This window comes from Hafnia alvei, from assembly GCF_900095695.1.
In the GTDB taxonomy this organism is placed as follows: Bacteria; Pseudomonadota; Gammaproteobacteria; order Enterobacterales; family Enterobacteriaceae; genus Hafnia; species Hafnia alvei_B.
In genome coordinates this window covers 57,243-72,246 of record NZ_FMIQ01000055.1, presented here as the reverse complement: position 1 = coordinate 72,246, position 15,004 = coordinate 57,243, and the positions used below count along the sequence as shown (strand labels likewise).

Genomic DNA, 15,004 nt, shown 5'->3' with positions numbered 1-15,004 from the left:
TTTATTTTAAATGAGCAATCAACATCGGAATGGCATGTTCGATATGTTCAACCGACAGGCCAAAGGCGATTTTGCCGTCCGCAACCATTTTGGCGACCTGCTCTTCCTTCGCCTTAATGCCCGGTTTAGCAATTGTGCAGCTTTTGTTATAACCAATCACCGCAATGGCAATGGACAACGCCGCTCCGGCACCGGTATTACAAGCGCCAATGTAGTAATCAAGCTGGCCGGATTTCACCTTCATCGCAGCTTCCATGTCGTTATAGATAAATACTTCAAAGCAGCCTGGTGCGGCGGTTTCGATAGTTTTTTTCATGAGTTCACGCTGTAAGCCAGCAACACCGATCTTTTTCATGGGAAATCCTTATTTAAAGAAGACAGAGGGGTTGTCACGTAACATCAAATCAACGTCGGCCTGAGTGAAGCCAGCCTCCTGCAACAAAGGCACAAACGTTGTCAGCAAATAGTCAAAACCAAGACCACCGTTCGCTTTCAGGTGGGAACGGCGAGTGATGTCCATGGAAAGCATCACGTGGTCGAGCAGTCCGCGTTTGGCAATTTCTTGCAGCATTGCCACGCGCTTCTCGTCTGGGTAATAGCTGTTTTTTCCGATGGTATCGAACTGGACATAAGCACCCTGTTCGATCATGCGTAGAATGTTGTCGAGATTGTCTTTCAGATCACAATGGCCGACGACAACGCGCGAAAGGTCTACGCCATGGTTTTTTAGCAGCGTTAGTTGCTCAAGGCCCATAGTGCTAAACGAGGTGTGGGTAGAGATCGGGCGCCCCGTTTCACGATGGGCTATCGCGGCAGCGGCAAAAACTTTAGCTTCAACGTCGGTTATCACGTCAACGCTGGAACCGATTTCCGCGATAATTCCCGCTTTCAACTCAGTGCCGTCAATACCGATTTCGATTTCGTCGATCATCTCTTTCGCCAGCTTTTCTGCGCTGGTGATAGCAACATGAGCGGGGAAAAAATCATGCTGGTAATAACCGGTACAGGCCATGACGTTCATCCCCGTATCTCGCATGATATCCAGCATAAATTGCGGATTACGCCCCATGTATCGATTAGTCATTTCGATGATATTGCGTACCCCCTGCCCATAGAGCGATTTCATCTCCGCACAAATCAGATCGTACTGATCCAAGCGGCAATCAATGTTGTTTTTAAACGCCGATAGGTCGATATGCAGATGCTCGTGGGCATAGGTGTAGCCCGATGCATCAATGCGTTTTTGCTCAGTCATGGTTGCCTCGGTTGTCATTGGTATGTAGCAACGAAAGGAATGAAGTGCCGTTCTGTGGCGCAGCTGCATTGAAGTAGTCGCACGCGGTCGTCCCAACATCAGAGAGCGTTTCTCTGGCCCCCAGCTGCGCCGGGACAATGCCCGGCTGCCAGACCAGCAACGGAACGTTTTCACGCGTATGTTTGCTGTGGCCAATCGTCGGGTCGTTGCCGTGATCCGCCATCACGACCAGACAGTCTCCTTGATCCATGGCTTGCATCAGGCGTTCAAGATTTTTATCTACCAGTTGTAACCGCTCGGCATAGCGCTCAACGTCCTGAGCATGTCCAGCAAGGTCCGTTTCCTGAATGTTAGTACAGATAAACGCACTCCCCGGCTTGCTCACTTCCGCCAAAGTGATATCCATTATTTGCTGGCTATCCACCAAGTTCTGATAGCTCACACCGTGCGGGTTGAGGACAATATCGGCCACTTTTCCCACCAGCACGGTCTTAATGCCTGCATCATGCAGTTTTTTCGGCACCTGAACGCTAGCGTCCACGCCAAATCCCATATGCGCGACTTGAAAACCACGGTGATAAGCACCTGAGCGTGGAGCATTAATGCCGATAAACTGGCCCTGTTTTTCTTCGGCGGCATCCAAAATTTGCTGACTACTTTCCAGCAAACCGCCAAAGGCAATCACGCGCCCCACTTGCACGCAGCGGCGTACGATTTTGCCAATAGAACACACCGCGTCGAACGAGATAGCTGAAAGATTGGCACTTATGTTGAATACCTGCCCGAGATCGGCTTCGAGATTGTCGCCAATGGCCGCCGCTTGATTCACCCACAGATATTGCAAACCATCGCCGATACGTTCGACCTGCCAACCATCGGCGATTAGCGCCTGCTCGACATCATCGATAACCGCCGAGAAAGGCATGCGTAACGGGGCCTTAGGGTGCGTACCGAGAATTTCCTGATGCCCCATGAAAGTGTCGCCCCCCTCATGCTGCAAAGCCGCCGTGCCGTAAACGGCTTCCGTTGACGGCTTCATCGCGCCCACTTGATAGCCAAGTGCGTTAATCAAACCCAGTTTTTCCAGCGTAGGTAACTGAAGCTGCGGAAAATGCTGCAAAATATGCCCGCAGGTGTTAGCTCCGATATCCTGTGGCCTGACCTGCGACACGTCGTCCATCGCGCCCACGCCAAAACTGTCTATTACCACAACCACAAACTTATTCATGTGGGCCTCCAGGGACCGGGTTGCCGAGGCTGTCATACAGCGCTTCGAGCACTGGCATACCGCGAGAAATGCCCGATACCAACGCAACGTCACTGCGCGTAACAAATATCTGCGTGCGAAAACACATCACCACCGGACTACCAACCGGAAACTCACCTGCCAGCGGAATGTGGTAATCAATGCTGCTGTCATCGATAGGCAAAAGTTTTGCTGGCAGCGCGTGATCGCTTAGTGGCGGGTAAACCAGCGCATGTTGAGCATGACCACGGCGGTAGTAACCACCGCCAAAGCAGTAACTGTTGCCCTGAAATTGATGAGAAACCTCAGTGAGATAGAGCATCGCGATGCGCTCAGGCTCAGTGCCATGTTGGTTTGCCGGAATAGTGCCGGTTAGCGCGTGTCCCGGCTCTGCATGGGTGACACCGAAACCGGCGAGCAAGGGTAAAGTGCTGCAGCTTGAAGCCGATGGCGCATTGATTTGAGTAATATCAATGCCGTGCTTGCGCAGTCGATCGCGAGCATGCAACAACGTATGCAAATTGGGCGTTGGCAATGTCTGCTGCTGTTCTTCATCCCACAGCAGGCAAGGAAAATGTGTTAGACCGGTGAGTTTTACCCCTGAAAGCGACCCAATCGCCTCAACAACGTCATCAAGTGCAGAAAGAGGAAAGCCAGCCTCTTGCCCGGGGTATAACTTATCGTCGTCGGCAAAAACTTTGAGCATAATGGGCTGGACACGCCCAATTTGAAGCGCGGCAGCAGATATTTCACGAGCCTTCTCAAGCGAAAATACAGTGATCATCTCTGTATTTAAATTCACGCTTTCAAACACTTGGCACTTAGGCAACTGAACCAAATGACCGACATGGGAAACCTGCGCCTCGGCATGGCGCAACATACGAGCTTCTTTAAAATCCACGGCCACGGTGCCATGAAAGCCGAGCTCGATCAGTTTTTTCGCCAGCCACGGATTGCGTCCAAGCTGTTTGGTCATCAGATAGAGAGTCATGCCGTGCCTAGATGCCGCTTCAAGCAATAGACGGCCGTTCTCCATGACCTGATCGACATCGACAACCCAGGTATCTGGCAAAATAACGCCTTGCTGCCATAGCTCACGAGCGGCCTGAATCAGTGCCGGGTTTTGTGCCTTGAGTGCTCCAATAAACATGCCCTTGCCTCTCAATTCCATGCTGATGATAAAAAAACTTAAATCATCATTTTTTTGAATATTTAAGTTATAGACACTTCACGTTCGCTACGCCTGCTAGCCCCTGCTCACCATCCATAGACTGAACAAATTGGCCAACAGATATCCCTCTTCATTCGGATGGAGCTGGACATCGAATGGAGCCAGCATCGCTTTATGAATTGGCTGTAACTGCGGCCAGGTTTCCGAGCTCACCATTTCGTCCATTAGGTCGGGGTCCAAAGGACCGATCTCTTCACCACGACGACTACGCATCAGCGCGTTCGCCATATGCGTGATCGCCATTTCGCCCTGTTCATTGCGAACGGGTATTGACCACTCGGTTTCAAGCTGCACGACGACGCTCAGCAGACCGTCACAAATATCCTTATCAATGATTCCTGCCTGACACAGCAGATTTAGCCGCTCTTCCATACTGCCCTCTTGAGATAGCATCAATAACTCGGTTCCTGAACACCTGCCAGCACACGCTGTTGATGGGCAAGCAGCTCTTTTTTATCCACCACGGTACGCAGCAGTTGTTGAATAGGAATATCATCTGCCCGCGTTAACACCACGGCCTCTGAAGCCTCGGTGAAACGAGGATCGCCTGCCAACGGTTTGGCTACTAGGCCATATGCCGCTAAATCCGCATCGTTGGTGACGTTCCAGATCACCGCGTCAATATCACCTTTAGCGATACGCGTCAGACATTCGTGGTAAGGCACATCAAGTATTTCAACCGGCTGACCCACAAAGTAAGCATCTGTCATGATGCGCTGATCGGCTGAGCGAGGGTCCAGACCCACACGCTGAATCGGTGGGTTACCCGCTCGGCAAATCAATTTGTGCTCACCCACATACGTATGTGGGCCGAGCTCCAACACCATCCGCACATCGTCTTTTTCAAGATAGCTTTGCGCGGCTAATCGGGAGACAACCGCTAAATCATAAACTCCGTTCAGTAAACACTCGACGCGGACGTCAGAACCGCGCATGTGGGCGTAATAAAACGGAATTCCATCGAACTGCGCTTTTAGCCCACTGGCTAAGCCTTCATAGAGCCGCGTGTAAGGTAGTGGCATCGCACAGACGACGTTACCAATATCAGCAAAAGCCAATAAGGCTTTGTTATCCATGCTGACGAGATAGCTGCCATTGCGCCCACGACGCTCCACCGCTACCGCACCGGCTTTCTCAAGAGTCTTTAACGCCGCCTGTATCAACCCCACGGAAAAGCCACACTCGCTAGCGAGCTCATCGATGGTTTTCAAACGGTTACCGGATTTCTCACCCAATAAGTAACGCGCTAAACTGCTCTGCGCGACGCCCTCTTTCTTGATAAAACTACGGCTCATAATTAATCTTCATTTTCTTGAATTTTTATATATTCATTAAATTGAAAATTACTGGCAAGCACCAATAAGCTAAAAAGCGAATAGAGTCACAAAATGAACAAATATTGTAGATGAAAGGCGTTAGCGGGATGGCGGGAACCGTAAAATCTGACACCCACTCACGATCGAATCTTGCTATCAAATGTTACTATCAAATGTTACTGCCCAAACTACAGACGATCCCCCGTTCTGAGGGATCGTCACAATTATTTCCTTAACACCATACCGATCAAGTCTTTAAGCTCATCGAGCTGTTTCGCCAGTTCAATATTAAGCCAAACATAACCATAGATAGGGGCCTCAATATTTTCACACGCTTTAGCATTTTCCATTAAGGCTTTAAGCTCACCAGAAACTGCAACCATTTCAGGCAGATCGCTTAAATTGCCTTCAATGCTTCCGCTGAGCAGCGCATTGGAAAGTGCATTCAGCGTATTGATCGACAGCTTTTGGAATTCACGCAGTTTTGTCGCATTCAGCATAATAAAATGGCTTTCACGCGTTGCCCAATAGGCATCGGTCAACAGCTCAAGCGTGGAAACTAAATTGCGGCTCATCACTTGAATAGCATTAAATACATCTTTATCAATGCGAGTTTCACGCACGCACGGTGAAATTAGCGTGCGTATTTTAACGAGTTCATTCAGGATCTGCTGGTGCTTATTGGTTAAATGAGGCCGTTCTAACACGTTCGGAGACATATGAGCGCTGTAAAAACTGCTCATATTTTTGAGCTCTTTGCTCATCATTAAACGCCAGTGAACAAATGCTTTTTGGGTGAATATCGACGTAAAAAGCAGTGCTAATAACGAACCAATAATCACATCCCCACTTCGCCACAATGCGGTGTTCATGTCACCAGGCCCTGCACCGCAAACCACGGCTAAAGTAATCCCGATTAAAAGCCCCATATAGGGCCGTTTGCCTAATGCCAGCACGCCGCACACAAACATGACGACCGCACACCACACCAGCATCAGCGGCATGGAAAAAACTTCAATATAAAGCGCCACTAAACCTGATGCGGCACCAAAAACCGTGCCCATGATACGCTGCAGCGCGCGGGTAATTACGTTTCCCCAAAACGAAATTGGCCCCATCACCACCACCATCGTGATCAGCGGCCACGTGGCTTCAGGTACGTGCAATAGACGAATCGCCAAGAAGGTGATGACAAACGCAATCGCCATACGTATTCCGTGGATGGCTTTGTAGTGACCATAAATCACATGTTCGAGGGGAGAAATTGCTCTATTGAGACGCACAAGCGATACCTTAAGGATAACAGCGCATGAAAATACCTATCTTTGCTAAGTGTACCCAATATCGAAAAAATAATTAAACAACAAACGCCGTTTAGCACAACCAGATAAATAATTAATGCGATGTTTCCCGCGTGTTTTGTCCCAGCCTTTGGGTTTCATCAATTTCGCGGTTACACTAGTCGCCACTTTGTTTTCTGATAAGAGATGTTATTTTGAGCAAGGCCGCGCCCACGTTCCTCATCCACGACTACGAAACCTTTGGTCAACATCCGGCATTAGATCGCCCTGCCCAGTTTGCTGGCGTGCGGACAGACGCTGATTTCAACATCATTGAAGAACCTTTGGTGATCTATTGTCGCCCTGCCGACGATTATCTTCCTCAGCCAGAAGCCGTCATGATCACCGGCATCACACCACAGGTTGCGTTAGAGCGTGGCGTTAGCGAGGCCGAGTTTGCCCGGCAAATAAACCAGATGTTCAGCGTGCCCGGCACCTGCATTATGGGCTACAACAACATTCGTTTTGATGATGAAGTCAGCCGGAATATCTTTTATCGTAACTTTTATGATCCTTATGGGTACAGCTGGCAAAACGGCAATTCACGCTGGGATTTGCTCGATGTTTTGCGCACATGCTTCGCACTGCGCCCTGAGGGGATTAACTGGCCGGAAAACGATGAAGGTTTGCCAAGTTTTAAATTGGAGCATTTATCGAAAGCCAACGGTATAGAACATGAAAATGCCCATGACGCTATGGCCGACGTTTATGCCACCATCGCACTGGCCAAGTTAGTGAAACAAGCACAGCCTAAGCTGTTTGATTATTTGTTCCAACTGAGAAATAAGCACAAAGTTTCAGCGCTGATTGATATCGCAAACATGAAGCCGTTAGTGCATATTTCCGGCATGTTTGGCGCTCTGCGCGGCAACACGAGCTTAGTCGCACCGCTGGCATGGCATCCTGACAATAAAAATGCGGTGATCATGTGCGATCTGGCTGGAGATATGTCTCCGCTGCTGGAACTGGATACCGATGCCCTGCGTGAACGGCTCTATACTCGTCGCAGCGAACTTGGCACCGCGTCGCCTGTTCCTTTAAAACTCGTGCATATCAACAAATGTCCGGTACTTGCACCAGACCAAACGTTGCGCCCTGAGAATGCCGAACGCTTGGGTCTTGATCGCCAACATTGTATGGATAATTTACGACTTCTGCGCAGCCATCCTGAGCTGCGAGACAAAGTTGTCGCGGTATTTGCAGAGGCCGAGCCTTTCAAAGCCTCAGAAGACGTTGACGCCCAGCTGTATGATGGTTTCTTTAGCGATGCAGACAGAACGGCAATGCAAATTATTAGAGAAACCCTGCCACAAAATCTTCCGGCTCTCGATCTGACGTTCAACGATAAACGCGTTCAACCTTTACTGTTCCGCTATCGCGCACGTAACTTCCCAGCTACGCTTACCGATGATGAACAGCGTCGCTGGCAATTACATCGTCAGGCAGCACTGACGCCTGAACGCGTTCAAACCTACATTCATCAGTTGGAAGAGCTGTATAACCGCCACGAAGACAATCCAGAAAAACTGGCCCAGCTTAAAGAACTGTATGAATATGCAAAGCAGTTAGTCGGTTAACATTCATAAGATTTATCATTGAGGGTGAGCTACATCACCCTCGATTTTCTTACCAACGGTTAAAGTAGGTCGCGAAGACGTATTTTCTTTATTTTACAATATACATACCCAAAATAATTCGAGTTACATTGAGGCGGACAGTGAATGCTTAGGATGATTAGGCGCGGCCAACAAAATGCAGCTTGAAGTATGACGGGTATAGATTTTATTCAAAACAGGTCGTAAATATGTGGCTGAAAAACGGGCCAGTCTTGGCCGTTCTCGCGTTTATCTTGTGGGGCATTACACCGCTATTCTATAAAATGCTGCCAGATGCCAACGTGCTTGAGTTACTGGCGCAACGCCTGTTTTGGTCTATTCCTCTGCTGCTTCTGCTACGTCTGTTATTTAAAAACCGAACGTCATGGCAGCAGGTTTGGCAAGATAAACGCTCTCTGTTCTGTTGCCTGTTAGGTGGCCTGATCATGAGCGTCTCGTGGACAACGTTTATCTATGCGCTCACCCATAATCTGGTGCTTGATGCCAGCCTTGGTTACTTCACCAACCCGCTATTTTCTATTGCGTTAGGCGTTGTGTTTCTGCACGACAAACTCAGCCGCTTTCAGCGTATCGCCGTGGTGCTCGCCATCACGGGTTTGGTCTATCAGGTCATTTTGCTTGGCCACGTTCCACTTCTCGCCCTAGCAATGGGCAGCACGTTTGCATTTTATGGGTTGGTGCGTAAATTTATTCGCTACGACATCATGACCGCACTAACGTTAGAAACCCTGTGGATGCTACCGCTGGCGATTGCCATCACCCTTTGGCTGCATGCCACCGGTGGCAGCATTCTGGCGGGATCCGGCACAAAAACCTATATCCTGTATGCTCTGACGGCACCGGTCACCTTCGCCCCTCTGCTGCTGTTCGCCGCAGCCATTAAACGTACCTCGCTGACGGTGATTGGTCTTGCACAATATGTTGAGCCATCTCTCCAATTCTTACTGGCGGTGCTCGCCTTCGGAGAGCCTATCAATATGCCGAAGATGATTAGCTTCTCCCTCATCTGGCTAGGGTTGGCATTTTGCGTCTACGAATTGTTCCAACAGCACTGGCGCTATCGTCATTTAGCTACCGATATGGTGCGCGGAAAAAGAAACCATCCGGGCCATTAATGCACTTAGCTCACTGATACGGTTAAGTGCCCGCGAGTTGTTTTGAGCCGTGGCTTTTTAACCTGAATGTTAATTTGGCCGCCCAAACACATCAGGCATGACAGCATTTTAAACTCACTAATGCCGCGAAACTGCCCACGTAGCAAATTAGATAATTTGGGCTGAGTCATTCCCAGTATCGCAGCCGCTTCCGTTTGAGAAAGATCTCGCTCCTGTAGCAGCTCAGCAATAATGGCTGCCAGCTGGGCCTTAACCTGCATCTCTTGAGCGTTGGTGTACTGAAGATCTTCATAGACACTATCGCCACCGGCTTCGATCTCTAGATTATTTTTCATAGTGATTTTCCTTTGCATGTTGTTGAGCCGCTTTTAAACGCTCTTTGACCTTTTCCATATCGGTTTGCGGCGTCGAAATCCCAGAAGATGATTTCTTTTGAAACGCATGCAACACATAAACCGCGTGTTTGAATTGAACACAGTAAACAGCGCGATACGTTCCACACCCATCATCATCAACGATCTCTAATACCCCTGCGCCATGAAAACCCTTTAATGGCTTTGCCTGCGGGTGCTTGCGCCCAATTTGAGCAAGATACAATGCATAGCCCATCGTATCTTTCACCTCATCCGGCAACTGCTGTAGATCTTTTTTACACCCAGCGATCCAAAAGATAGGTCTGCGGTAAAGCCTTGCCATTCGTTCAATTATATCCATTTAGGTATAAAACTCCATATTATTTTTGCTGTTTAAATGACCTTTTTATTGAGGGGAAAACTAGCATGGCGATGGGGAGATGTCAGAGCATAACCAAAGGATTGGAAAGGGCTTCGCAAAAAATTCGGGGAGCTTTCGCTCCCCGACATAACTGTTTAGATCTTTATTCCGCCTGCGGTTGGCTTTCGAACTGCGGCGGTGGTTTGCGGAAACGTCGGGTGAGGAACACCAGATAGCCAAACCCAAGCGCGGCCCAAATCAGCCCCATGGTTAGCGAGCTTTTCTCCAGATTCAACCAAAGTACGGCAACCGTAAGTGCGCCAATCATCGGCAAAATCAAGAAGTGGAAACGCTCCTTCCACGTTTTGTTGCGCCCTTCACGAACATAAAAATGGCTAATCACTGAGATATTCACAAACGTGAACGCCACCAGCGCACCAAAGTTTATCAACGCGGTCGCCGTCACCAGATCAAACGAGATAGCCGACAGAGCAACCATCCCCACCATCACCACATTCAGCGCTGGCGTGCGCCATTTAGGATGCACATAGCCAAAGATTTTTTCAGGGAACACGTTGTCGCGTCCCATGACATACAGCAAGCGCGAAACGCTCGCGTGTGATGCCAAACCCGAGGCCAGCGTATTCACAAACGTGGTGCACAGGAAGATCGACTGGAACAGTTTCCCCCCCACGTAGAGTGCAATTTCTGGCAACGCTTCATCCGGCTGTTTAAACCTTGAGATATCAGGGAAAAACAGCTGAATAAAGAACGATACCGAGATAAAGATAATGCCCCCGTACAGCGCGGTGAGAAATATCGCCCGCGGGATCGTTTTGGCTGCATCCTTGGTTTCTTCAGACAGCGTCGTTACCGCATCAAAACCGAGGAAGGAGAAGCACACGATGGTAGCGCCGGTGATAATCGGCAGCAAATGCGCATTCTCGCTAACAAATGGCTGGAGGCTCCAGACTTTGCCTACCCCCTCGCCTTTATGCAGGCCTTGCACAACCAAAAAGATAAACACCACAATGATTGAGATCTGCACCAAAACAAAAACGGTATTGAAATTGGCTACCAGACTCACGCTTTTCAAGTTCGCCGCGGTCATGATCGCCACAAAACCGACCACCCAAATCCACTGGGGAACCTCTGGGAACATCGCCGTGAGATAGATTTTCGCCAACAGCACGTTAATCATCGGCAGGAAAAGATAGTCCAGCAACGATGACCAGCCCACCAAAAAGCCCACGTGCGGGTTAATGGCTTTTTGTGCATAGGTATAGGCCGAACCCGCCGTCGGGAACTGGCGTACCAACTTGCCATAGCTAATCGCCGTAAATAGCACGCCGGCCAAAGCAAAAAGATACGACATCGGCACATGACCATTGCTGATACCCGACACAATGCCAAAGGTATCAAACACGGTCATTGGGGTCAGATAGGCCAAGCCCATCATGACAATCTGCCAAAGCTTTAATGATTTACGTAGTTGAGGCTTACCCGCTTCATGCGCGCTAGCCTGAGCAACAGGAGGAGGGCTAATCGCCATGACGGTTTCCCCCTTTGTCCTCTACTGGTAACAAATTAACGTCATTCAGAGAGGCCGCGGGGAAACGTCGTATTAGGCGGCGGGATAATCGACTACAGATATAGGTTTGTTCATTTAGCAAAGCGCCAATAAAACAGTGAGCTGGCCCGTATTCGCTGCGGCTCAGGCGTTCGCCCAAGCGCGGCGGATAAACATAAACATGCACCATCATTATATCCTCTAGACGTATCCCGATACGTCATCATAGTAAACCGCTACCGCCTGAACGCTCCGTGGTCCGGTAGTGGAAAACAGCCGCGAGAACTACTTTTGCTCTGGCTATTGCGCGAATCTTCCGACCGCGCTCTGTATTTGGAGCCTGCGCCGTGAATACATGGGCAGGCTCATCGTTTGTTCACGTGCGTAGACTCGAAGTCGTTACGCCATAGTGATAAAAAAAAGATAACCGACAGTAAACTACCGGTTATCTTTATGTCATGCATTTTGCACTGTTTTTGTCACAACAGAAAGTGCTGAAGCCAACTTTTCCATACCTTCTTTTATAACTTCTTTTTCGGCCGTTAACGGTGCTAAGAATCGAATGACATTACCGCGCACGCCGCAGGAGAGCAGAATCAGCCCTTGCTTACCGGCCTCTTTCACTAACGCAGAAGTTATCGCCTTATTGGGTTTAGTGGCATCGCGATTTTCCACCAACTCCATCGCTACCATCGCGCCAACGACACGAATATCACCGATGCAATCGAAACGCTCAGCCAACGCATGTAGATCGGTCGTAATCTGCTCACCAACCTGATTAGCTTTTTGGTTCAGCTGTTCTTCTTTAATCAAATCCGTCACCGCCAGCGCCGCGGCGATAGCCACCGGAGAACCTGCGTAGGTGCCGCCTAAACCGCCGGGCAACGCTTTTTCCATCAGGCGCTTTTTGCCCACCAGCGCAGACAGCGGGAAGCCGCCCGCCAGGCTTTTCGCCATGGTGATCAGATCGGGTTCAACGCCGGTATGTTCGATAGCAAAGGTTTTACCCGTACGGCAGAAGCCGCTCTGGATTTCATCCGCAATTAAAACAATGCCGTGCTGATCGCAAATTTCACGTAACGATTTCAGGAAACCAGCCGGAGCGGCATAGAAACCACCTTCACCCTGTACTGGTTCAATAATAATTGCGGCGACTTCGCTCGGTGCGATGTCCGCTGCAAAAATGGAATCAAGCGCATCTAACGCGTGCTGTTCCGTGATGCCAAGGTAAGAAGAAGGATATGGTGCATGATAAATGCCGGATGGGAACGGGCCGTACCCTTGTTTATACGGAGCAACTTTGCCGGTCAGCGCCATCCCCATTAAGGTACGTCCGTGGAAACCGCCGCGGAACGCAATCACACCGCTGCGACCGGTGGCGATACGCGCCACTTTCACCGCGTTCTCAACCGCTTCAGCGCCGGTGGTGAGCAACAGCGTTTGCGTGGCTTCTTTAATCGGCACCAGCGCATTCAGACGCTCCGCCAGCTCAACGTATTCTGGATAAGGCGTAACTTGGAAACACGGGTGCGTAAAGCGCGTCAGCTGTTCCTGAACGGCCGCGATCACTTTAGGGTGGTTATGACCGGTATTCAGCACGGCAATCCCTGCTGCAAAATCAATATAACGATTGCCTTCAATATCCCACAGCTCAGCGTTGCGTGCTTTATGAATGAACGCTGGCAGTAATGTTGAAACTCCGCCCGCCACCGCCTCTTCACGGCGTTTCTGCCATGACTGGTTGGAGGCATTCCCGGACAGATTTTGATTCTCAGACATGATGTACTCCGTAATTGAATTTGAATTTCAAATTTCGAACCCCCACCCTGTGCGTTTCCTTCCCTGACAAAAGAAGAATGAGGATGGAGTTACAACATTTTTCCGGCCAATACCCAAAAGATTTCAGATTGTAGAAAGGCGGCAACTGAATGAATCCCCAGGAGCTTACTCTAGTAAGTGACTGGGGGGATTGAAGGCAGCCAACGCATCTACAATTTGAAAGATAAAGGGTATTAGGCGTTCTTCAACATCCAGTCGATTTCAGTGTCAGTCACCATGCGTTCAAACTGAATAAGCTCATCGGTTTTACAGGCATGGTAAACATGGCTGAAACGCTCTCCGAGCAGCGAGCGCAACGCTTGCTGTTCTTCAAATTCATACAGAGCATCACTTTGGCGGATTGGGAATGGCAGGCCGTCCTGCTCAATGCCGTTGCCGGTGATCGGTTCTGCCAGCGTAAGCGTGTTGTCTAAACCGTGCAGAATGCCCGCAAGCACCGTTGCCATTACCAGATACGGGTTAGCATCCGCGCCTGCAACACGGTGGCTGTCGCGATCGCCACAGGGAATGCGCAATGCAACGGTACGGTTGTTGTGGCCCCAAGAAGCCTGAGTCGGTACATACATGCCCGGCTGGAAGCGGCGGAAAGCATTGACGTTTGGCGCCAACAGCGCCATCGACGCAGGCATCAGTTCCATCATGCCCGCCAGCGCTTTCTTCAATAATGCAGAGTCTTCACCATCGTCGTCGGCAAAAACGTTTTGGCCTTTACTATCGAGCATACTGATATGAATATGCATACCGCTGCCCGCATACTCTTCATAAGGCTTCGCCATGAAGGTGGCGTGCATATCGTGATTTTCAGCCACCATGCGCACCAGTCTCTTTAACGAGAGCGCGTGATCACAGGCCAGTAAAACGTTATCAGTATGGTTTAGGTTAACTTCGAACTGCCCCGGAGACGCTTCGGCTACCGCGCCATCGGCTGGGATTTGTTGTAACTTCGCCAGTTCATCAATATCGCTTAACACATCAGCAAAGTGATTCAGGTTATCAACTGAATACACCTGACTTTGGGTATTTCGCTCCTGAGTACCGGGCGCGCATGGCGGCTGAAGATAGCCTTCGGCGTCGCGTTGGCGATCGATGAGATAGAACTCCAGCTCTACCGCTACCACGGGGAATAATCCGCGCTGGCGTAGCTGCTGCCAGACATTATTCAGCACGTTACGTGGCTCAACGTCAAAGGGAGTACCATCTTCATCCAGCATGGTCAGTAGAACCTGACCGATAAATTCAGGGTCAGCCGCCGATGGCGTTAACGATCCCAGTACCGGGATACAGGTTCGATCGGGCTCACCGAGCTCTTGCCCTAACCCAGCCTCTTCAACCACGTTGCCCAAAATATCCATCGCAAACACCGACGCAGGGAAATAGCAGCCCTTCTCAAGCTTTTTCAGCCCAGCAACAGGAATACGCTTTCCACGGAAGCAACCATTAAGGTCGGTAAGGAGTACATCGACGTGCTGCGTGGAGGGATAGCGTTCCAAGTAATTTTTTACTTCGCGTTGGAACGCGCTACTTCGTCTCTCTTCACTGTGCTGAACAAAGTTTTCAACTTCTACGATATTGGTTTGCATGATTCACCCGCCATTGTTTGAAGACCGTGGATCTGACCGTTTGGACTGCTCGATATAATGTCCATAATTGAAATGTAGATGCAAACAAAATGTTTCGCAAGTGTTGCAATTAGTTTGAATATTACGCTTACCACTGCTAGATTGAGAAAATATTGAACGGAAAGGCGCTGTATGGAAGCAAT

The 15,004-nt window shown here is 49.6% G+C and carries 15 protein-coding genes; 2 read left to right on the top strand and 13 right to left on the bottom strand.

What is annotated here, in order from left to right; all coding sequences use genetic code 11:
* Position 1: 1 nt before the first annotated feature.
* The 7 genes from BN1044_RS14085 to BN1044_RS14055 form a co-directional block, all read right to left on the bottom strand.
* Positions 2–355, bottom strand: coding sequence for a DUF2620 domain-containing protein (locus tag BN1044_RS14085; protein WP_072309240.1), 354 nt, complete (start codon positions 353–355; stop codon positions 2–4).
* Between the two features lie 9 nt (positions 356–364).
* Complete coding sequence (locus tag BN1044_RS14080) at positions 365–1,255, bottom strand: phosphotriesterase-related protein (protein ID WP_072309239.1); 891 nt, start codon at positions 1,253–1,255, stop codon at positions 365–367.
* On the bottom strand, positions 1,248–2,483 hold the full coding sequence (locus BN1044_RS14075) for a phosphopentomutase (RefSeq protein WP_072309238.1): 1,236 nt from the start codon (positions 2,481–2,483) through the stop codon (positions 1,248–1,250). Before BN1044_RS14075 ends, BN1044_RS14080 begins: the two co-directional genes overlap by 8 nt.
* A complete protein-coding gene (locus tag BN1044_RS14070; protein ID WP_072309237.1) occupies positions 2,476–3,651 on the bottom strand; it encodes a YhfX family PLP-dependent enzyme in 1,176 nt (391 codons plus the stop codon). Before BN1044_RS14070 ends, BN1044_RS14075 begins: the two co-directional genes overlap by 8 nt.
* Positions 3,652–3,747: 96 nt before the next feature.
* The gene (locus BN1044_RS14065; protein WP_072309326.1) at positions 3,748–4,104 is read right to left on the bottom strand and encodes a PRD domain-containing protein; all 357 of its coding nucleotides are present in this window, start codon (positions 4,102–4,104) and stop codon (positions 3,748–3,750) included.
* 20 nt (positions 4,105–4,124) lie between these two features.
* Positions 4,125–5,027, bottom strand: coding sequence for a GntR family transcriptional regulator YhfZ (gene yhfZ / locus BN1044_RS14060; protein ID WP_072309236.1), 903 nt, complete (start codon positions 5,025–5,027; stop codon positions 4,125–4,127).
* Between the two features lie 245 nt (positions 5,028–5,272).
* On the bottom strand, positions 5,273–6,331 hold the full coding sequence (locus BN1044_RS14055) for an FUSC family protein (RefSeq protein WP_072309235.1): 1,059 nt from the start codon (positions 6,329–6,331) through the stop codon (positions 5,273–5,275).
* A 209-nt stretch (positions 6,332–6,540) separates the two neighbouring features.
* Here BN1044_RS14055 and sbcB point away from each other — a divergent pair, with 209 nt between their 5' ends.
* Entirely contained in the window at positions 6,541–7,965 is a 1,425-nt protein-coding gene (gene sbcB / locus BN1044_RS14050; RefSeq protein ID WP_175421613.1) for an exodeoxyribonuclease I, read from the top strand.
* A gap of 227 nt (positions 7,966–8,192) precedes the next feature.
* Complete coding sequence (gene rarD, locus BN1044_RS14045) at positions 8,193–9,119, top strand: EamA family transporter RarD (protein WP_072309233.1); 927 nt, start codon at positions 8,193–8,195, stop codon at positions 9,117–9,119.
* Positions 9,120–9,124: 5 nt separating this feature from the next.
* Here rarD and BN1044_RS14040 read toward each other — a convergent pair whose 3' ends face one another.
* From BN1044_RS14040 to BN1044_RS14015, 6 genes are all read right to left on the bottom strand, one after another.
* The gene (locus BN1044_RS14040) at positions 9,125–9,454 is read right to left on the bottom strand and encodes a helix-turn-helix domain-containing protein (protein ID WP_072309232.1); all 330 of its coding nucleotides are present in this window, start codon (positions 9,452–9,454) and stop codon (positions 9,125–9,127) included.
* Entirely contained in the window at positions 9,444–9,833 is a 390-nt protein-coding gene (locus tag BN1044_RS14035) for a type II toxin-antitoxin system RelE/ParE family toxin (RefSeq protein ID WP_052123004.1), read from the bottom strand. The genes BN1044_RS14040 and BN1044_RS14035 overlap by 11 nt, the downstream gene beginning before the upstream one ends.
* 163 nt (positions 9,834–9,996) lie before the next feature.
* The gene (locus BN1044_RS14030) at positions 9,997–11,385 is read right to left on the bottom strand and encodes an APC family permease (RefSeq protein ID WP_072309231.1); all 1,389 of its coding nucleotides are present in this window, start codon (positions 11,383–11,385) and stop codon (positions 9,997–9,999) included.
* On the bottom strand, positions 11,375–11,596 hold the full coding sequence (locus BN1044_RS14025) for an ABC transporter permease (RefSeq protein ID WP_247650245.1): 222 nt from the start codon (positions 11,594–11,596) through the stop codon (positions 11,375–11,377). The genes BN1044_RS14030 and BN1044_RS14025 overlap by 11 nt, the downstream gene beginning before the upstream one ends.
* Positions 11,597–11,859: 263 nt before the next feature.
* Positions 11,860–13,182, bottom strand: a complete 1,323-nt coding sequence (gene gabT / locus BN1044_RS14020) for a 4-aminobutyrate--2-oxoglutarate transaminase (RefSeq protein WP_072309229.1) — start codon at positions 13,180–13,182, stop codon at positions 11,860–11,862.
* Between the two features lie 233 nt (positions 13,183–13,415).
* Complete coding sequence (locus tag BN1044_RS14015; RefSeq protein WP_072309228.1) at positions 13,416–14,822, bottom strand: glutamine synthetase family protein; 1,407 nt, start codon at positions 14,820–14,822, stop codon at positions 13,416–13,418.
* Positions 14,823–15,004 lie beyond the last annotated feature (182 nt).

What these genes read in the sequence shown, in the direction of transcription:
- BN1044_RS14085 (WP_072309240.1), bottom strand. Translation starts at nt 355, where the DNA reads ATGAAAAAGATCGGTGTTGCTGGCTTACAGCGTGAACTCATGAAAAAA.
- BN1044_RS14040 (WP_072309232.1), bottom strand. Translation starts at nt 9,454, where the DNA reads ATGAAAAATAATCTAGAGATCGAAGCCGGTGGCGATAGTGTCTATGAA.
- BN1044_RS14065 (WP_072309326.1), bottom strand. Translation starts at nt 4,104, where the DNA reads ATGGAAGAGCGGCTAAATCTGCTGTGTCAGGCAGGAATCATTGATAAG.
- BN1044_RS14030 (WP_072309231.1), bottom strand. Translation starts at nt 11,385, where the DNA reads ATGGCGATTAGCCCTCCTCCTGTTGCTCAGGCTAGCGCGCATGAAGCG.
- BN1044_RS14070 (WP_072309237.1), bottom strand. Translation starts at nt 3,651, where the DNA reads ATGTTTATTGGAGCACTCAAGGCACAAAACCCGGCACTGATTCAGGCC.
- BN1044_RS14075 (WP_072309238.1), bottom strand. Translation starts at nt 2,483, where the DNA reads ATGAATAAGTTTGTGGTTGTGGTAATAGACAGTTTTGGCGTGGGCGCG.
- BN1044_RS14025 (WP_247650245.1), bottom strand. Translation starts at nt 11,596, where the DNA reads ATGATGGTGCATGTTTATGTTTATCCGCCGCGCTTGGGCGAACGCCTG.
- BN1044_RS14080 (WP_072309239.1), bottom strand. Translation starts at nt 1,255, where the DNA reads ATGACTGAGCAAAAACGCATTGATGCATCGGGCTACACCTATGCCCAC.
- BN1044_RS14015 (WP_072309228.1), bottom strand. Translation starts at nt 14,822, where the DNA reads ATGCAAACCAATATCGTAGAAGTTGAAAACTTTGTTCAGCACAGTGAA.
- gabT (WP_072309229.1), bottom strand. Translation starts at nt 13,182, where the DNA reads ATGTCTGAGAATCAAAATCTGTCCGGGAATGCCTCCAACCAGTCATGG.
- rarD (WP_072309233.1), top strand. Translation starts at nt 8,193, where the DNA reads ATGTGGCTGAAAAACGGGCCAGTCTTGGCCGTTCTCGCGTTTATCTTG.
- BN1044_RS14035 (WP_052123004.1), bottom strand. Translation starts at nt 9,833, where the DNA reads ATGGATATAATTGAACGAATGGCAAGGCTTTACCGCAGACCTATCTTT.
- yhfZ (WP_072309236.1), bottom strand. Translation starts at nt 5,027, where the DNA reads ATGAGCCGTAGTTTTATCAAGAAAGAGGGCGTCGCGCAGAGCAGTTTA.